At 70.5% G+C, this 19,916-nt stretch carries 4 protein-coding genes; all 4 read right to left on the bottom strand.

Annotated features, from left to right (window positions below):
- Positions 1–229 precede the first annotated feature (229 nt).
- Positions 230–5,569 (bottom strand): SDR family NAD(P)-dependent oxidoreductase, encoded by a 5,340-nt coding sequence (locus tag KUTG_RS64450; RefSeq protein ID WP_232241527.1) that lies wholly within the window; start codon positions 5,567–5,569, stop codon positions 230–232.
- Complete coding sequence (locus KUTG_RS59530; protein WP_052395952.1) at positions 5,478–15,092, bottom strand: type I polyketide synthase; 9,615 nt, start codon at positions 15,090–15,092, stop codon at positions 5,478–5,480. The genes KUTG_RS64450 and KUTG_RS59530 overlap by 92 nt, the downstream gene beginning before the upstream one ends.
- Positions 15,093–15,212: 120 nt before the next feature.
- The gene (locus tag KUTG_RS64440) at positions 15,213–15,803 is read right to left on the bottom strand and encodes an acyl carrier protein (RefSeq protein ID WP_232241526.1); all 591 of its coding nucleotides are present in this window, start codon (positions 15,801–15,803) and stop codon (positions 15,213–15,215) included.
- Positions 15,800–19,909 carry a type I polyketide synthase gene (locus KUTG_RS39960; protein ID WP_157495107.1) on the bottom strand — a complete coding sequence of 1,370 codons (4,110 nt, stop codon included), beginning with the start codon at positions 19,907–19,909 and terminating at the stop codon, positions 15,800–15,802. Before KUTG_RS39960 ends, KUTG_RS64440 begins: the two co-directional genes overlap by 4 nt.
- Positions 19,910–19,916: the final 7 nt, after the last annotated feature.

Raw genomic sequence — 19,916 nt, 5'->3', positions numbered from 1 at the left:
CGTCATGGGGATCCACTCCCTGTCCGACCTCCGCGATCAGCCCCTTCTCGCATCCGGCCACCGCGCTCACGCCTCCCCAGTCAGGTCGTCGAGGTTCATCCCGACCGGCTGCGCGCCGACCGCTCTCCCGTGTCCGGCCATCACGCTCACGCCCGCCCGGCCGCGACATCGAGAGCCGGCTCCCAACCACCACAACCGGTTGTGCTCCACCGACGTCCGGTCATCGCGCTCACGCCTCCCGCATCGCGTCGTCGAGGTCCAGGTCGCCCAGGGCCATGCTGATCAGGCTGTCGGTGTCCATGTCGTCGATGGACTCGGTGTCGTCCTCGGTCCCGGCGGCCGGGGCCTGCTCCACCCGCACCCCGGCCAGTTCGAGCAGGCTGTCCATGAGGCCGGAGTCCCGCAGCCGGGCCAGCGGGATCGACTGCAGGACACGGCGGATCTCGTCGTCCCCGCTGCCGTCGGTGACGGTCGTCGCCAACTCCTCCAGGAGGTGGTCGGCGAGCGCCTTCGCGCTCGGGTAGTCGAAAATCAGCGTGGCCGGCAGCTTGAGCCCGGTCACGGTGTTGATCTGGTTGCGGAACTCGACCGCGGACAGCGAGTCGAAGCCGAGTTCGGAGAAGGCACGGTCCGGTTCGATGGCCTCCGGCCCGGCATGGCCGAGCACGGCGGCGGCTTCCCGACGCACCATATCCAGGACGGTGCTGGCACGATCCTCGATCGGCAGCCCGATCAGCTTGTCCCGCAGCGACCCGGCGACGGCGCCGCCGGCGGCCCGGCGGGTGGGGCGGATCAGTCCGTGGAACACCGGCGGCAGGCGGTCGGCGCCGGCGGTGTTGAGGGCCCGGATGTCGATATGGATCGGTGCCAGCGTGGGCGTCGAACTGCCGCACGTGGCGTCGAACAGGGCCAGGCCCTCCTCGGTGGACAGCCCGAGCACACCGGACTTCTGCATCCGGGCGGCGTCGGCGTGGTCACCGCCCATGCCGTCGTCCCAGAGGCCCCAGGCCAGCGACACGGCCGGCAGGCCCTCGCTGTGCCGGAGTTCGGCCAACGCATCCAAGTAGGCGTTTGCTGCCGCGTAGTTGCCCTGGCCGGGCGTGCCGAGCGTGCCGGCAGCTGAACTGAACAGTACAAATGCACTCAGATCGAGGTCGCGAGTCAGCTCGTGCAGGTTCCATGCCGCGTCCACCTTGGGCCGGAACACCTTGTCCAGCCGCTCGGGCGTCAGGGCGGAGATCACGCCGTCGTCCAGGACGCCGGCGGCGTGGATGACCACCCGCAGGTCCTTGGTGATCACCTTCTTCAGCGACTTCCGGTCGGCCGCGTCGCACGCCGCGATCTTGACCTTGGCCCCGAGCTCCTTCAGCTCCTTGGCCAGCTCCTTGGCCCCCGGGGCTTCCAGCCCTCGACGGCTGGTCAGCACCAGATCCGTGACGCCGTGGTTGACCACCAGGTGACGGGCCAGCTTCGCGCCGAGGCCGCCGGTGCCGCCGGTCAGCAACACCTTGCCGTCGAACGGATTCGTCGGCTCCGGCGTCGGCACCTTGGCCAGGCGGGCGGCGAACAGCTGCCCGTCACGCACCCGCAGCTGCGGCTCGCCGGACCCGATGATCTCCGCCAGCTTCTCCAGCGGGGCCCCGGGTTCGAGATCGACGAGCACGATCCGCCCCGGGCTCTCCGACCAGGCCGACCGCACCAGACCGGTCACGGCGGCAGCAGCCAGGCCAGCGTCGACCGCGCCAGCCGAGACCGCGCCGGTCGACCCGACGCCAGCCGATCCTGCTCCCCCGGCCAGGCCGCTGCGGGTCACCACCACGAGCTGCGTGTCCTTCTGGAGTTCGGCCAGCGTGGCATAGGTGGCCTCGCGGACGTCACCGGTCGGCTCGAACACCTCCCAGCCGGCGGTGTCGGCCGGTGTGGCGGTGATCGGCGTCCAGTTCAGGGCGAAGAGCGAGTCGTTGGAACGGCTGGTGGCCAGCTGGTCCATGGACATGGCCCGCAGGGCAAGCGTGGTCACGGTGACCACGGCACCGCCGGCCGGGTCGACGGCGTGCAGCTCGACGACGCCTTCGCCGACGGGCTTCACCTTGAGGCGCAAGGCCTTCGCACCGGTGGCGTGCAGGGCAACACCGCCCCATGAGAAGGGCAGCGCGGCTTGGTCGCCGGTGACACCGGTGAGACTGATGGCATGCAAAGCCGCATCTAGTAGCGCGGGATGCAGGCCGAAACCGTCGATGTCGACGTCGTCGGGCAACTGAACCTCGGCGTACACCTCGTCACCGCGCTTGAAGGCGGTGTGCAGGCCCTGGAACACCGGGCCGTAGGCGAGGCCGGCGTCGGCCAGGTTGTCGTACAGGCCGTCGAGGGAGATCGGCTCCGCGTCGGCCGGCGGCCATTCGACCGCGGTGGCGGCCGGGGCGCCGGTGCCGAGTCGGCCGGTGGCGTGCCGGGTCCACGCCTCGTCCTCGTCGGGACGGGAGTAGACGGCGATGCCCCGGTTCTCGTCGACCACGACCTGGATCGCCACGCTGCCGCGTTCCGGCAGCACCAGCGGGGCCTCCAGGGTCAGGTCCTCGACCACGTCGCAGCCGATGTGGTCGCCGGCCCGGACGGCGAGCTCCACGAATCCCGTGCCGGGGAAGAAGATCGAGCCGCCGACCACGTGATCGGCCAGCCACGGCTGGGTGTTGGCCGACAGCCGTCCGGTGAACACCACGCCCTCGGTGCCGGCCAGCGGAACAGCCGCGCCGAGCAGCGGGTGGTCGGCCGTGGTCAGGCCCATCGACGCAGCGTCGCCGCCGCCGTTGAGCTGGTCGGCCCGCAGCCAGAACCGCTGGTGCTGGAAGGCGTAGGTCGGCAGGTCGATCCGGCGCGCCCCGGCGAAGAACTTCGTCCAGTCCACGGCGACGCCGTTGGCGTAGGCCTGCGCGAGGCCCGCAACCAACTCCTGCTCTTGTGGCCGCTCACGCCGTTGGGTCGCGACCAGCACGGCGTTGTCCACGGAGTTCGCCGCCATCCCGGTCAGCACGCCGTCCGGCCCGATCTCGACGAACTTCGTCACGCCCAGCTCGGACAGCTGCCCGACCGCATCCGCGAACCGCACCGCCTCACGGACGTGGTTGACCCAGTACTCCGGCTCGCTCCACTCCCCGCCCCCGGCCGACGTGATCACGACCGGAATCTTCGGCGCGTTGAACGTCAGGCCGGCCACGACCTCGCGGAACTCATCCAGCATCGGGTCCATCAGCGCCGAGTGGAACGCGTGCGACACCTTCAACCGCGACGTCTTCCGCCCCAACGCCTCGAACTCCGGCTGGATCGCCAGCACGGCCTCTTCGTCGCCAGAGATCACCAGTGACTTCGGCCCGTTCACGGCAGCAATGCCCATGCCGTCACGGAGCTTGACCTCGTCCTCGCTCGCCTGCAACGCCACCATCGCACCACCGGCCGGCAACGCCTGCATCAACCGCCCGCGAGCCGACACCAGCTTGCAGGCGTCTTCGAGGGACAGGACACCGGCGATGTGCGCGGCGGCGATCTCGCCCACGGAGTGACCGGCCACGAAGTCCGGCTTGACGCCCCAGGACTGAACTAAACGGTACAGTGCAACTTCGAACGCGAAGAGCGCCGGCTGCGCATTCCCGGTCTGGTTGAGGGCCTCCTGGTCGTCGCCCCAGACAGTGGCGGCAACCTCCGGATCAATAGCCGCGTCCCACGCCTCAGCGAACACCGGGAACCGCTCGTGCAGCTCGCGCCCCATGCCGATCTGCTGCGAGCCCTGGCCCGTAAACAAGAACGCCGTCTTGCCACTTGCGGCCGTGCCGGTGGTCACGCCGGCACCGGAGGTGCCGGAGGAAAGGGCGATCAAGCCCCGGATCAGGTCGTCGCGGTCGGCGCCGACGACGACGCCGCGGTGGTCGAAGGCGGCACGGCTGGTGGTCAGCGAGTAGGCGACGTCCAACGGCTCCAGCGCGTCGACCCTGGTCAGGAGCCGGCTGGCCTGCTCGCGCAGGGCCTCTCGGGTCTTGCCGGAGACGACCCACGGCACGACGGTCGGGGTGATCTCCCGCGCCGGCTCCGCGGCCGCCGGCCCCTGCTCGATGATCACGTGGGCGTTGGTGCCGGAGATGCCGAAGGACGAAACACCCGCGCGGCGGGGACGATCCACGGACGGCCACGGGCGAGACTCGGTCAACAGCTCGACGCTGCCGGCGGCCCAGTCGACGTGCGGGGTGGGCTCATCCACGTGCAAGGTCTTGGGCAGCACGCCGTTACGCATGGCCATGACCATCTTGATGATCCCGGCAACACCAGCAGCGGCCTGCGTGTGCCCCATGTTCGACTTGATCGACCCCAGCCACAGCGGCTCATCGCGATCCTGACCATAGGTCGCCAACAAGGCCTGAGCCTCAATGGGATCACCCAGGGTCGTGCCGGTGCCGTGAGCCTCGACGGCGTCCACATCGGACACTGTCAGACCAGAGTTGGCCAGTGCCTGACGGATGACCCGCTGTTGTGCGGGACCATTCGGCGCGGTGAGGCCGTTCGAGGCGCCGTCCTGGTTGATGGCGGACCCGCGGACGATGGCCAGAACCTCGTGTCCATTGCGGACGGCGTCGGAAAGGCGTTCCACCAAGAGCAGACCGACACCTTCGCCCCAGCCGGTGCCGTTCGTCTGGCCGGCAAAGGACTTGCAACGGCCGTCGGGCGAAAGACCGCGCTGACGGGAGAACTCGACGAACGTCTCGGGTGTGGCCATCACGGTCACGCCGCCGGCCAGGGCCAGCGAGCACTCGCCGGTGCGCAGGGCCTGGATCGCCCAGTGCAGCGCGACCAACGACGACGAGCACGCGGTGTCGACCGTGACGGCCGGGCCCTCCAGCCCGAACACGTACGAAACCCGGCCGGAGGCAATGGATCCCGTGTTGTTGTTGGTCACGTAGTCGTGGTACATCATGCCGGCGAACACGCCGGTGTCGCTGCCCTTCAGCGTGGCCGGGTCGATACCGGCCCGCTCAAAGGTCTCCCACGCGGTCTCCAACAGGAGCCGTTGCTGCGGATCCATGATCAGCGCCTCGTTGGGGCTGATGCCGAAGAAAGCCGGATCGAACTCGGCCGCGCGGTGCAGGAAACCGCCCTCACGGGTGTAGGTGCTGCCGGGCCGCTCGCCGCTCGGGTCGAAGATCCGCTCGGTGTCCCAACCGCGGTCGGTCGGGAACTCGGAGATGGCGTCCACGCCGTCGAACACCAGCCGCCACAGGTCTTCCGGCGACAGCACGCCGCCGGGATAGCGGCAGGCCATGCTCACGATGGCGATGGGCTCGTCGGACGCCGAGGCTGTGGCCACGATCGCCGCCCCCGGCCCGTCGCCGCCGAGCACCTCGCCGAGCAGGTACTCAGCCAGCGCCACCGGCGTCGGGTAGTCGAACACCATCGTCGCCGGCAGGCGGATGCCCGCCTCCTCGCTGAGGGCGTTACGGAACTCCACGGAGGACAGTGAGTCGAAGCCCAGCTCGTTGAACGCCTTCTCCGGCTCGATCGCCTCCGGCCCGGCGTGGCCGAGCACGGCGGCGGCCTCGCGCCGGATCACGTCCAGCACAACGGTCAGCCGCTCCTCCACCGGCACGCCCGCGACCCGCTTCTGCAATGCGCCGGCCGCGGCGGCACCGCCGGCGACACGACGGCTGGCGCGGACCAGGCCGTGGAACACGGGCGGCAGCCGGTCGGCGCCGGCCGCGTTCAGGGCCCGGATGTCCAGGCGGATCGGCACCAGCGCGGCGGGCGTCGCTGCCGCTGACCGCGTCGAACAGGGCCAGGCCCTCCTCGGCCGACAGCCCGAGCACGCCGGTCCGCTGCATGCGGGCGGTGTCGACGTGATCGCCCATGCCGTCGTCCCAGAGGCCCCAGGCCAGGGACAGGCCCGGCAGACCCTCGGCCCGCCGCTGCTCGGCCAACGCATCCAAGTACGCATTTGCTGCCGCGTAGTTGCCCTGGCCGGGCGCGCCGATCACGCCGGCAGCTGAACTGAACAGTACAAATGCGCTCAGATCAAGATCGCGGGTCAGCTCGTGCAAGTTCCAGGCCGCATCGACCTTGGGGCGGAACACCTTGTCCAGGCGCTCGGGCGTCAGCGCGGAAATCACGCCGTCGTCCAGCACGCCGGCCACGTGGATCACGGCCCGAAGGTCGTCGGTGATCACGCCCGCCAGCGAGGCCCGGTCCGCGGCGTCGCAGGCCGCGACGGTGACCGTGGCACCGAGCTCCGCCAGCTCCGACCGCAGCTCAGCGGCCCCGGGCGCTTCCAGGCCGCGCCGACTGGTCAGTACCAGCTCGGTGACGCCGTGGTTGACCACCAGGTGCCGGGCCAGCTTGGCGCCGAGGCCGCCGGTGCCGCCGGTGATGAGCACCTTGCCGTCAAAGGGATTTGTCGACTCGGGCAGCGGCACCCGGGCCAGGCGCGGAGCCTCCAGCTTGCCGTCGCGGAGCCGGAGCTGCGGCTCGCCAGCGCCGATGACCTGCGGCAACACGGAGTTCGCGTCGACGCCGGGCTCCAGGTCGACCAGCACGAACGGCTCGGGGTTCTCCGACTGCGCTGAACGGACCAGCCCGGCCACCGCCGCGCCGACCAGGCCGCCGCGGGTGACGATCACCAGCTGCTCGCCGGTCTGGAGCTCGGCGAGCGTCGAGTAGGTGGCCTCGCGGACGTCACCTGACGGCTCGAAGACGCGGAAGCCCTCCACGGCAACGGGATTGGCGGTGATCGACGTCCAGGTGACGCCGAACAGCGAGTCTGCGGTGCGGCGTGCCCCGACCTGCTCGACCGCGACCGGCCGCAGCATCAGGGAGCCGACCGACACCACCGCAGCGCCGGCCGGGTCGGCGGCGCGCAGCGTGACCACGCCGTCGCCGGTCGGCTTGACGTGCACGCGGAGCGCGGACGCCCCGGTGGCGTGCAGGACGACGTCGGCCCAGGCGAAGGGCAGCGCGGCCTGCTCGCCGACGATGCCGGTGAGGCCGATGGCGTGCAGGGCCGAGTCGAGCAGCGCGGGGTGCACGCCGTAGCCGGCGACGTCGGTGCCGGCGGGCAACTGAACCTCGGCGTACACCTCGTCGCCGATCTTCCAGGCGTTGTGCAGGCCCTGGAAGGTGGGGCCGTAGTTCAGGCCGGCACCGGCGAGGTTGTCATAGAGACCATCCAGGTCAACGGGTTCCGCACCGGCCGGCGGCCACGCCGCCAGGTCGAACGTCGAGACCGGGGCCTTGCCGACGGCGGCGGTGGCGTGCTTGGTCCACGAGGTGTCGTCGTCGCCACGCGAGTACACGGTGACCTGGCCGTTGTCGACCACGAGCTGGAGCGCGACGCCGCCCAGCGGGGGCAGGACGAGCGGGGCCTCCAGAGTGAGATCCTCGATGACATCGCAGCCGACCTGGTCGGCCGCGCGCAGCACAAGCTCGACGATTCCGGTGCCGGGGAACAGGATCGTGTCACCGATGGCGTGATCACCCAGCCAGGACTGGGATCCGACGGTCAGCCGGCCGGTGAACACGAGGCCGTCCGACTCCGGCGAGCCGAGGATCGCGCCGAGCAGCGGGTGCTCGGCCGACTCCAGGCCGGCCGACAGCACGTCACCGAGCCCGGTAGCGGCCCCGGCCCATGCTTCCTTCATGTAGTTGGTGGTGCTGATCCAGAACGCCTGGTGCTGGAACGGATACGTCGGCAACTCGACCCGCCGCGCCCCGGTGCCCTCGAAGAACTTCGTCCAGTTGACAGGCACGCCGTTGGCGAATGCCTGCGCCACACCGGAAACCAGCTCGCGCTCCTGGTCCCGGTCGCGCCGCTGGGTCGCCACGAACGCCGCGTCCTCGACGGAGTTGGCACCCATGCCGGTCAGCACGCCGTCCGGTCCGACCTCCACGAACTTCGTCACGCCCTGCTCGTGCAGCGACGTGATGGCGTCCGCGAAGCGCACGGCCGCCCGAACGTGGTTGACCCAGTACTCCGGCTGCGTCCAGTCGCCGCCGCCGGCCGAGGTGATGACCACCGGGATCTTCGGCTCGGCGAACTCCAGACCAGCGACAACGGCCCGGAACTCATCAAGCATCGGATCCATCAACGGCGAGTGGAACGCATGCGACACCTTCAGCCGCGAAGTCTTGCGCCCCAACGCCTCGAACTCCGCCTTGATCGCCAGCACAGCCTCTTCATCGCCAGAGATCACGACCGACTGCGGACCGTTGATCGCCGCGACACCCATGCCCTCGCGAAAGGTGACCTCGTCCTCGGTCGCCTGCAGAGCCACCATCGCGCCACCGGCCGGCAGGGCCTGCATCAGGCGACCACGGGCCGCGACCAGCTTCTTCGCGTCGCCCAGCGACAGCACACCGGCGACGTGCGCGGCGGCGATCTCGCCGACCGAGTGACCGGCCACGAAGTCCGGCTTCACGCCCCACGATTCGAGGAGCCGGTACAGCGCCACCTCGAAGGCGAACAGGGCGGGCTGGGCATTGCCGGTCTGGTTCAGGAGATCCTGGTCGTCGCCCCAGACGAGGGCGTTGAGGTCGGCGTCGATCGCCGCGTCCCAGGCCCGGGCGAACACCGGGAACTTCTCGTGCAGCTCGCGACCCATGCCGACGCGCTGCGAACCCTGGCCGGTGAACAGAAAGGCCGTCGCACCGGTGGCCCGGGCCACGGAACGGTTCCGACCGGCGGCAATGGCTTCCAGCCCGCTGTCGAGCGCGTCGCTGAGGGCCACGGCCCGGTGCTCGAAGGCGACCCGATCCGTGAGCAGCGTGTACGCCAGGTCCAGCGGTGAAACGTCCGCTGCGGACAGTTGAGCCGCCTGCGCCGCCAGCGCCTCGGGGGTCTTGCCGGAGACGATCACCGGGACGATCCGTGCCGTCTCCGCCCGCTCGACCGGGGCGGCCTCGGGCACCTGCTCGATGATCACGTGCGAGTTGGTGCCGGAGATGCCGAACGACGAGATACCGGCCCGGCGCGGACGATCCACCGCCGGCCACGGGCGAGACTCGGTGATCAGCTGCACATTGCCGGCAGTCCAGTCCACGTGCGGGGTCGGCTCGTCGACGTGCAAAGTCTTGGGCAGCACGCCGTTCTGCATGGCCATGACCATCTTGATGATCCCGGCAACACCAGCAGCGGCCTGCGTGTGCCCCATGTTCGACTTGATCGACCCCAGCCACAACGGCTCGTCCCGATCCTGACCATAGGTCGCCAACAAGGCCTGAGCCTCAATGGGATCACCCAGAGTCGTACCGGTGCCATGGGCCTCGACAGCGTCCACATCGGACACCGTGAGACCGGCGGACGCCAGCGCCTGGCGGATAACCCGGCGCTGCGAAGGGCCGTTGGGGGCGGTCAAGCCGTTGGAAGCGCCGTCCTGGTTCACGGCCGAGCCGCGGACGATGGCGTGTACCGGGAGGCCGCGGCGCTTGGCCTCGGAGAGGCGGGTCACCAGCAGCATGCCGACGCCCTCGCCCCAGCTGGTGCCGTCCGTCGCGCCGGCAAAGGACTTCGCCCGGCCGTCGTGGGCCAGGCCCTTCTGCCGCGAGAACTCCACGAACAGCTCCGGCGTCGCCATGACTGCGACACCGCCGGCCAGCGCCAGGGTGCACTCCCCCGACCGCAGCGCCTGCATGGCCAGGTGCAGAGCCACCAGCGACGACGAGCAGGCGGTGTCGATGGTGACGGCCGGGCCTTCCAGACCGAACACATAGGACACTCGGCCGGAGGCGATGGCGCCGGTGCTGCTGTTGGCGGCGTAGTCGTGGTACATCATGCCGGCGAACACGCCGGTGTCGCTGCCCTTCAACGTCGCCGGGTCGATGCCGGCCCGCTCGAACGTCTCCCAGGTGGCCTCCAGCAGGAGCCGCTGCTGCGGGTCCATCATCAGCGCCTCGTTCGGGCTGATGCCGAAGAAGGCCGGGTCGAACTCGGCGGCCTCGTGCAGGAAACCGCCCTGGTTGGTGTAGCTGGTGGCCGGCCGCTCGTTCGCCGGGTCGAACAGCGCGGCCGTGTCCCAGCCGCGGTCCTCCGGGAAGGGCGTGATCGCGTCCACGCCGTCCGCCACCAGTCGCCACAGCTGCTCGGGCGTGGAAACCCCACCGGGGTAACGGCAGGCCATGGACACGATGACGACCGGATCGTCCGAAGTGGACGTGGTCGACACCGGCGCGACGATCTTGGCGTCCTCGCCGCTGCCCGAGACCTCGTCCAGCAGGTAGCGGGCCAGCACGATCGGCGTCGGGTAGTCGAACACCAGGGTCGCCGGCAGCCGCAGCCCGGTCTCGGTGTTCAGTGTGTTGCGCAGGTCGACCGCGGCCAGCGAGTCGAAGCCCAGGTCGCGGAAGGCCCGCTCGGGCTCGACGGCCTTGGCCGAGCTGAAGCCCAGCACGGCCGCGACCTTGGTCAGCACGAGGTTGAGAACCGTGCTTTCCCACTCCTCGGCCGGCAGCGCGGCCAGCAGTCGCCGCAGCGCACCGGATTCCGCCTTCGCACCAGCGGAACGCCTGCGCGCCAACGGAACGAGCGTGCGGAACAGCGGCGGCAGCTCCTCACCACGGGCCTTCAGCGCGGACAGGTCCAGGTGCACGGGAACGACGGCGCCACGATCGACAGCCAGTGCGGCGTCGAACAGCTCCAGGCCCTCATCCTTGCCCAGCGCGACCAGGCCGCCGGCCGAGATGCGGGACCGGTTGGCGTCGTCGATGGTGTCGGTCATGTCGCTGGAGTCGGCCCACAGGCCCCACGCCAGCGACAGGCCCGGCAGGCCCTCGGCTCGGCGCTGCTCGGCCAGCGCGTCCAAGTACGCATTTGCTGCCGCGTAGTTGCCCTGGCCGGGCGCGCCGATCACACCGGCAGCTGAACTGAACAGTACAAATGCCGAGAGGTCACGGTCGCGGGTCAGCTCGTGCAGGTTCCACGCCGCGTCGACCTTGGGGCGGAACACCGTGGCCAGGCGCTCGGGCGTCAGTGTGGAGATCACGCCGTCGTCCAGCACACCGGCGACGTGTACCACCGCGTTCAGGTCGGGGATGTCGGCCAGCAGTGCGGCCAGTGCGTCCCGGTCCGCGACGTCGCAGGCGGCAAAGGTGACCGCGTCGCCCAGCTCTGCCTTGAGCTCGGCCGCGCCGGGGGCGTCCGGGCCGCGTCGGCTGGTGATCAGCAGCTTGCTCACGCCGTGCTCGTTGACGAGGTGCCGGGCGAACAACACGCCCAGGCCGCCGGTGCCGCCGGTGAGCAGCACCGTGCCCTCGCCGAACGGCGTCGCCGGCTCATCCGGCGTGACGCGGGTCAGCCGGGCGGCCTGAATGACGCCGTCACGAACGATGACCTGCGGTTCGCCGGAGCCGATCACGTCCGGCAGCACGGAGCCGACGTCGACGCCGGGTTCCAGGTCGATCAGCACGTACCGGTCGGGGTTCTCCGACTGGGCCGACCGCACCAGGCCGCGCACGGCCGCGCCGGCCAGGTCGCCGCGCGTCACCACGGCCAGCACCGGGGCTTCGCTGGTCTGGAGCATGGCCAGGGTCTCGGCCGCCGCACCAAGGGCGGAGTTCGTAGCGGGCTCGAACACCTCGACGTCGCTGATGTCGGCGGGCGTGGTCGGGATCGGCGACCACGTGACACCGAACAGGGACTCGGCGGACTTCGACGCGCTGAGCTGGTCGACCGCGACCGGCCGCAGCATCAGGGAGCCGACCGACACGACCGCCGCACCGCCGGCGTCGGCAGCCTGCAACGAGATCGTGCCTTCGCCCACCGGCTTGACCCTGACCCGCAGCGCGGACGCACCGGCGGCCAGCAGCGTGACATCGGACCAGGAGAACGGCAGCGCCGCCTGGTCGCCGACCACGCCGGTCATCGGCACCACATGCAGGGCCGCGTCCAGCAGGGCCGGGTGCAGGCCGAACCGCTCGGCGTCGGCTCCCTCCGGCAACTGAACCTCGGCGTACACCTCGTCGCCGACCCGCCAGGCCGCCTTGAGGCCCTGGAACGTGGGGCCGTAGTTCATGCCGGCCTCGGCCAGGCCCGCGTACGTGCCGGTGACGTCGATGGCCTCGGCGCCGCGCGGCGGCCATTCGGTCAGATCGAACGAGGCGGAGGCCGTGCCGAGCACACCGGACGCGTGCCGGGTCCACGCCAGGTCGTCGTCGCCACGGGAGTAAACGCTGACTTGCCGCCGGCCGTCCTCGGGGCCACCGACCACGACCTGCACCGCGACGCCGCCGCGCTCGGGCAGGATCAGCGGGGCCTCGATGGTCAGCTCTTCGACCGCGTCGCAGCCGACCTGGTCGCCCGCGCGCAGGGTGAGCTCGACGAATCCCGTGCCGGGGAACAGGATCGCGCTCCCGATCACGTGATCGGCCAGCCACGCCTGGTTTCCGGCCGGGAGGCGGCCGGTCAGCACGACGCCGTCGGAGTCGGCAAGGGTGACGGTGGCACCGAGCAACGGGTGGTCCGCCGCGCCGAGGCCCATGGCGGTGGGGTCGCTGCCGACCACGCCGTCGCCACGCAGCCAGAACCGCTCGTTCTGGAACGCGTAGGTCGGCAGGTCGATGCGCCGAGCACCGTGGCCGCCGAAAAACGCCTCCCAGTCGGCCGACAGGCCCGAGACGTACAGGGCGCCGATCGCCGCGATGATCGCGGAGGCTTCGTCGCGGCCCTTGCGCAGCGCGGGAATCAGGGTGGCGTTGTCGACCGAGGCCTGGGCCATGCCGGTCAGCACGCCCTCGGGGCCGATCTCCAGGAACCGTCCGACGCCTTGGGCCGCAAGGTTCTTGACCGCGTCGGCGAAGCGGACGGCCTCGCGCACATGCTTGACCCAGTACTCCGGCTCGGTCCACTGCCCGCCACCGGCCGAGGTGGTCACGGCCGGGATCTTCGGCTCAGCGAACTCCAGACCAGCGACGACGGCCCGGAACTCGTCCAGCATCGGATCCATCAGCGCCGAGTGGAACGCGTGCGACACCTTGAGCCTGGTGGTCTTGCGGCCCAGGGCTTCGAACTCCGCCCTGATGGCCAGGCAGGCGGCCTCGTCACCGGAGATCACCACCGACTGCGGGCCATTCACCGCCGCAATGCCGACACCGTCGACCAGCGTGATCTCGTCCTCGGTGGCCTGCAACGCCACCATCGCGCCGCCGACCGGCAGGGCCTGCATGAGCCGGCCGCGAGCGGACACCAGCTTCCGCGCGTCCTCCAACGACAACACACCGGCCGCATGAGCGGCCGCGATCTCGCCGACCGAGTGACCGGCCACGAAGTCCGGCTTGATGCCCCAGGACTCGAACAGGCGGTACAGCGCGACCTCGAAGGCGAACAGGGCCGGCTGCGCGTTGCCGGTCTGGTTCAACAGATCCTGGTCGTCGCCCCACACGACGGCATTGAGCTCGGAGTCGATCGCCGCGTCCCACGCCTGGGCGAACACCGGGAACGCCTTGTGCAGCTCGCGGCCCATGCCGACGCGCTGCGAACCCTGGCCGGTGAACAGGAAAGCCGTCGGCACGTCCGCAGCCACGCCGCGAAGCGTCAACTCCGCCAGGCCTTCCAGTGCCTCCTCGCGGTTGCCAGCGACCACCGCAGCTCGGTGCTCCAAGGCGGCGCGGGAAGTGGCGAGGGAGTAAGCGAGGTCCAGGAGGTCACCCTCCACAGCGGACACTCGCGAAGCCTGAGCGGCCAACGACTCGGCGCTACGGCCGGACACCAGCAGCGGTAACGGCACACTGGCCGGCCACGGCGTGACGGGCTCGGTGTCCTCGGCCGCGTCGACCGCCGGCGGCTCCTCGATGATGATGTGCGCGTTGGTGCCGCTGACGCCGAAAGACGAGATGCCGGCCCGCCGGGGCTGGTCGGACGTCGGCCACGGCCGGGATTCGGTCAGTAGCTTGACATTGCCGGCGGTCCAGTCCACGTGCGTGGAGGGGTTCTCGGCGTGCAGGGTCTTGGGCAGCACGCCGTGCCGAATGGCCATGACCATCTTGATGATGCCGGAAACACCGGCCGCCGCCTGGGCGTGGCCGATGTTGGACTTGATGGACCCGAGCCACAGTGGACGGTCCTCGGGCCGGCCCTGACCGTAGGTGGCCAGAAGTGCCTGAGCCTCGATGGGGTCGCCCAGAGTGGTGCCGGTGCCGTGGCCCTCGATGAGGTCGATCTGCGACGCCGTGATCTGCGCGTTGGCCAGCGCCTCGCGAATCACCCGTTGCTGGGCCCGGCCGTTCGGCGCGGTCAGGCCGTTGGAGGCGCCGTCCTGGTTGATCGCCGAACCGCGAACCACAGCCAGGACGGGGTGTCCGTTGCGCTGGGCATCGGAAAGACGCTCCAGCAACAACATGCCGGCGCCCTCGGCCCACCCGGTGCCGGCGGCCTCGTCGGAGAAGGCGCGGCAGCGGCCGTCGAACGCGAGGCCCTTCTGCTTGCTGAAGGCGATGAACGGGCCGGGCGTGGCCATCACCATCACGCCACCGGCCAGGGCCATCGTGCACTCACGCTTACGGAGTGCCTGCGCCGCAAGGTGAAGGGCCACCAGCGAGGACGAGCAGGCGGTGTCGATGGTGACCGCCGGACCCTCAAGACCCAGCGTGTACGAGATGCGACCGGAGATCACCGCGGCGGCGTTGGCCGTGGTCAGGAACGCCTCGGCGATCTCGGGCTGCTGCGCCAGCACGTACTCGTAGTCCTGCACGCCGGAACCGGCGAACACACCCACCGGCTCACCGCGCACGGCATGCGGGTTGATGCCCGCGCGCTCGAAGGCCTCCCACGAAACCTGGAGCATGAGCCGCTGCTGCGGGTCCATGGCCAGCGCCTCGCGGGGCGAGATGCCGAAGAAGCCCGGGTCGAAGTCGCCGGCGTCGTGCACGAAACCGCCGCTGCTGACGTAGCTGGAGCCGGTGTCCGAGCCGCCGCTCAGCGCGTCCAGGTCCCAGCCGCGGTCGGTCGGGAACGGGGTGATCGCGTCGACGCCGTCGGCGACCAGCCGCCACAGGTCCTCGGGGGAGGAAACCCCGCCGGGGTATCGGCAGCTCATCGCCACGATGGCGATCGGGTCCTGCTCCTCGGTCTCCACCTCGAAAAAAAAGCATGCGCGTCTGGTGGAGCTCCGCGGTCACCTTCTTGAGGTAGTCGAGGAGTTTCTCGTCGTTCGCCATCCCAGCCTCACGCGTCCTTCAAGTGGGTCACCGCACGGTCAGGCAAGACCGAGTTCCTTGTCGATGAAGTCGAAAACGTCGTCGGCGCTGGCGTCGTCCAGTGCGACGCCCTCCTTGCCGTCGCCCAGCAGGTCGCCGATCCGGCCGATGAGGCTCTGCAGCCGGGAGGTGATGCGGTTTCGCTCAAGGTCCTCGGCCGACAGCGCCAGCACGGTCTCCTCCAGCCGGTCCAGGTCGGCCAGCACCGGCAGCACGCCGCCGGCGCTCTCGCCCAGCAGCGACTTGAGGTAGTCGGCCACCGCGGAGGTGGACGTGTACTCGAAGACCAAAGTGGACGACAGCTTCAGACCCGTTGCCGTGCCGAGACGATTGCGCAGGTCGACGGCGCTGACCGAGTCGAAGCCCAGCCCCTCGAACGGCCGACTCGGGTCCAGTGTGGACGGATCGTCGTAGCCGAGCACGGCGGCGACGTGGCTGCGCACCAGGTCCAGCACCGCGCGGCCGCGCTCGGCGTCGGACAGGCCGGCCAGCTTGGCGGCGAACGCCGACTCGCCGGCGGCTTCCTCTCCACCGTCGAGGACCTCGCGGACGTCCGGCAGCGCGTCGAGCAACGGCCGCGGGCGGGTCATGGTGAAGGTGGGCACGAACTTGGCCCAGTCGAAGTCGGCGATGACGATGTGCGCGTCGGCGTTGTCGAGGGCCTGCTGCATGGCGTTGATGGCCTGCTTGGGCGGCATCGCCGGCATGCGCTGCATGAAGGCGACGACCATCTCCTTACCATGCCGCTTTCCCAAGAGCTCCAGGCGATCGAGGTGACCGTGCGACCCCGGGCAATGCGTTGGTGGGCCAGGGCGTCGAGGTGGGCGTTGGCCGTGCCGTAGCCGGACTGGCCGCTGCTGCCCCAGATCGCGGAGCCGGAGGAGAAGAGCACGAAGGCGTCGAGCTCACGGTCCCCGAGCAGCTCGTCGAGGTGCACGGCGCCGAGGACCTTGGCCCGACCGACCTCGGCGAACTCGTCCAGCGTGATCTCCTCGACGGCCGCGATCCGTTGCGACACACCGGCCGCGTGCACGACGGTGGTCAGATTCGGGATGCCGTCGAGGAGTTCGCGCACGGCCTCGCGGTCGGCGACGTCGCAGGCGACGACGCTGACCTCGGCGCCAAGCTCCTTCAGCTCCGCCTCCAGCTCGCTGACGCCCTCGGCGGCGCTGCCCCGACGGCTGGTGAGCACCAGGTGCTCGGCGCCGTTGCCTGCGAGCCAGCGGGCGACGTGGGCACCGAGCCCGCCGGTGCCGCCGGTGATCAGCGTTGCGCCACGCGGCTTCCACGACCGCTTGGGCGCGGATCCGTTCAGGCCGGCGCGAACCATGCGGCGGGCGAATCGACCGTTGGCCCGCAGCGCGATCTGGTCCTCGTCGTCGATGCCGGACAGGGCGCCGAGCAGGCGGCGCACCGTCGTCTCGTCGACGCTCTCGATGTCGATCATGCCGCCGAAGGTGTCGGCGTGCTCCAGCGCCAGGACGCCGCCGAGGCCCCACAACGAACCCTGAGTGGCGCTGGTCAGCTCGGTGCTGTCGGCCACGGCGACACCGCCGGCCGTGACGCACCACAGCTTTCCGGTGACACCGGCGTCGGCCAAGGCCTGGGCGAGGGCGACGGTCGCGGTGCCGCCGGTGGACATCGCCGGGTAGAGCGGGTGCGGTGTGTCGTCCAGCGCCAGCAGCGAGAGCACGCCGGCCGGGGCGTGGCTGCCGAGCTGGGTGACGAGGCCGGCGCGGTCGGCGTCGGCGAACTCGAGGATCTCGACGTCGGTCGCGGCGGCAACGGCCCTGGTCAGCTCGTGGTCCTTGAAACCCTTGGGCACCACGACGAGCCAGGTGCCGAGCAGGGATTCGGCCTGCACCTCCTCGACCGGCAGCCAGCTCACCTTGTAGCGCCAGGAATCCACCATGGCCTGGTCGCGGTACTGCCTGCGCCACGCGGACATCGCCGGCAGCACCTCGCCGAGCACGCCCGGCTGGAGCTCCAGTCGGTCGGCCAGGTCGGCGAGGTCCTCACGCTCGACGGCGTCCCAGAAGGCGGCGTCGATCGGGTCGGCCGAGGCGACCAGGGCTTCCTTGTCCCGCCAGTAGAACTGGTGCTGGAAGGCGTAGGTCGGCAGGTCGATCCGCCGTGCCTCGCGGCCCTCGAAGAACTTGGTCCAGTCCACGGTCACGCCATGGGCAAACGCTTGCGCCAGGCCGGAAACCAGCTCGCGCTCCTCCGCCTTGTCGCGCCGCTGGAGGGCCGTGAAGGCCGCGTCCTCAACACAGTTCGAGCCCATGCCGGTCAGCACGCCGTCCGGGCCGATCTCCACGAACTTGGTCACGCCCTGGGCCCTGAGCCCGGCCACCGCGTCGGCGAACCGGACGGCCGCCCGCACGTGGTCGACCCAGTACTCCGGCTCGGTCCACTGCCCGCTGCCGGCCGAGGTGGTCACCACGCTCAGGGACGGTTCGGTGAAGGTCAGACCCTCGACAACCTTGCGGAACTCGTCCAGTATCGGCTCCATCAGGGCCGAGTGGAACGCGTGCGAGACCTTGAGCCGGGTGGTCTTGCGACCCCGCGCCTCGAAGTCCGCCTTGATCGCGAGACACGCGGCCTCGTCACCGGAGATCACCACCGACTGCGGGCCGTTGACCGCCGCGATGCTCACGCCGTCCCGCAGCTCGATCTCGCCCTCGGACGCCTGTATCGCCACCATCGCGCCGCCGGCCGGCAGGGCCTGCATCAGCTTGCCGCGGGCGTTGACCAGCTTCCGGGCGTCCTCCAGGGACAGCACGCCGGCCACGTGGGCCGCCGCGATCTCGCCGACCGAGTGGCCGGCCACGAAGTCGGGCTTCACACCCCAGGACTGAACTAAACGGTACAGTGCGACTTCGAACGCGAACAGCGCCGGCTGCGCGGTGCCGGTGCGGTTCAGAACGTCCTGGTCAGCGCCCCAGACCTGTGCGGACAGGTCGGCGTCGACCGCCTCGTCCCAAGCCGCCGCAAAGACCGGAAAAGCCGCATGCAGCTCGCGGCCCATGCCGATCCGCTGCGAACCCTGACCGGTGAACAGAAAGGCAGTCTTGCCGGCGAGGGCGGCGCCGGTCACCACTCCCGCGCCCGGTGTGCCGTCGGCGATGGACTTGAGACCGCGGATGAAGTCGTCCTGCTCGACGCCGATGACGGCGGCCCGTTGGTCGAACGCGGTACGCCCGGTGGCCAGCGAAAACGCCGCGTCGACCGGCTCAGTAGCGTCCACATCGGACAGACGCGAAGCCTGGTCCGCCAACGCCTGCGCGGTGCGGCCGGAGATCAGCCACGGCACCACCCGGCGTTCGACGTTCCGCGCCGGCACCTCGGCCACCGGCGCCTCTTCGATGATCACGTGCGCGTTGGTGCCGCTCAGGCCGAACGACGAGATGCCGGCCCGACGCGGCTCGCCGGTCTCCGGCCAGGGCTTGGTCTCGGCCAGCAGCTCGATGTTGCCGGCGGTCCAGTCCACCTGCGGCGTCGGCTCGTCCAGGTGCAGCAGCTTCGGCATGACGCCGTGCCGCATCGCCATGACCATCTTGATGATGCCGGACACGCCGGCCGCCGCCTGGGCGTGGCCGATGTTGGACTTGATCGAGCCCAGCCACAGCGGCCGCTCGCGGTCCTTCCCATACGTGGCCAGCAAAGCCTGCGCCTCGATCGGGTCGCCCAGCGTGGTGCCGGTGCCGTGCGCCTCGACGACGTCGACCTGGGCGGCGGAAAGCTGCGCGGCGGCCAGCGCCGCCTCGATCACCCGTCGCTGCGACGGGCCGTTGGGGGCGGACAGGCCGTTGGAGGCGCCGTCCTGGTTGACCGCGCTCCCCCGGACCACCGCGAGGATCGGGTGGCCGTTGCGCTGGGCGTCGGAAAGCCGCTCCACCAACAACATGCCGATGCCTTCGCCCCAGCCGGTGCCGTCGGCCGCGGCGGCGAAGGACTTGCAGCGGCCGTCGGCGGCCAGGCCGCGCTGCTCGCTGAAGCCGACGAAAGAGTCCGGTGTGGACATGACGGTCACGCCGCCGGCCAGTGCCAGCTCGCATTCCCCGTTGCGCAGGGCCTGCATCGCCCAGTGCAGCGCGACCAGCGAAGACGAGCACGCGGTGTCGACGGTGACCGCCGGCCCCTCCAGGCCCAGTGTGTAGGCGACACGGCCGGAGACGACGCTGGCCAGGCTGCCGACGCCGCCGCCGGGCCAGTAGTCGTGGTAGGCGACGCCGGCGAACACGCCGGTGCGGCTGCCCTTCAGCGTGGTCGGATCTATACCGGCGCGTTCAAGTGCCTCCCACACCAGCTCCAGCAGGAGCCGCTGCTGCGGGTCGGTCTCCTTGGCCTCGCGCGGGCTGATCCGGAAGAAGTCGGCGTCGAACTCGCCGGCGTCGTGCAGGAAGCCGCCCTCGCGCGAGTACGTCTTGCCCGGCGTGCCCGGCTCCGGGTCGTAAAGGCCCTCGACGTCCCAGCCGCGGTTGGTGGGCAGCATGCTGATGCCGTCGCCGCCGGAGGCGACCAGGTCCCACAGGCCCTCCGGCGTGGTGACGTCCCCGGGATAACGGCAGCTCATGGCCACGATGGCGATCGGCTCGTGCTGCCTGGCCTCGGCCTCGCGGAGCTGGCGGCGCACCTGCTGCAGTTCCGAGGTGGCCCGCTTGAGGTAGTCGCGGAGCTTGTCGTCGGTGCTCATCAAGTCA

The sequence above is a fragment of the Kutzneria sp. 744 genome, assembly GCF_000568255.1.
GTDB lineage: Bacteria > Actinomycetota > Actinomycetes > Mycobacteriales > Pseudonocardiaceae > Kutzneria.
This window is presented reverse-complemented; position numbering and strand designations above follow the sequence as displayed.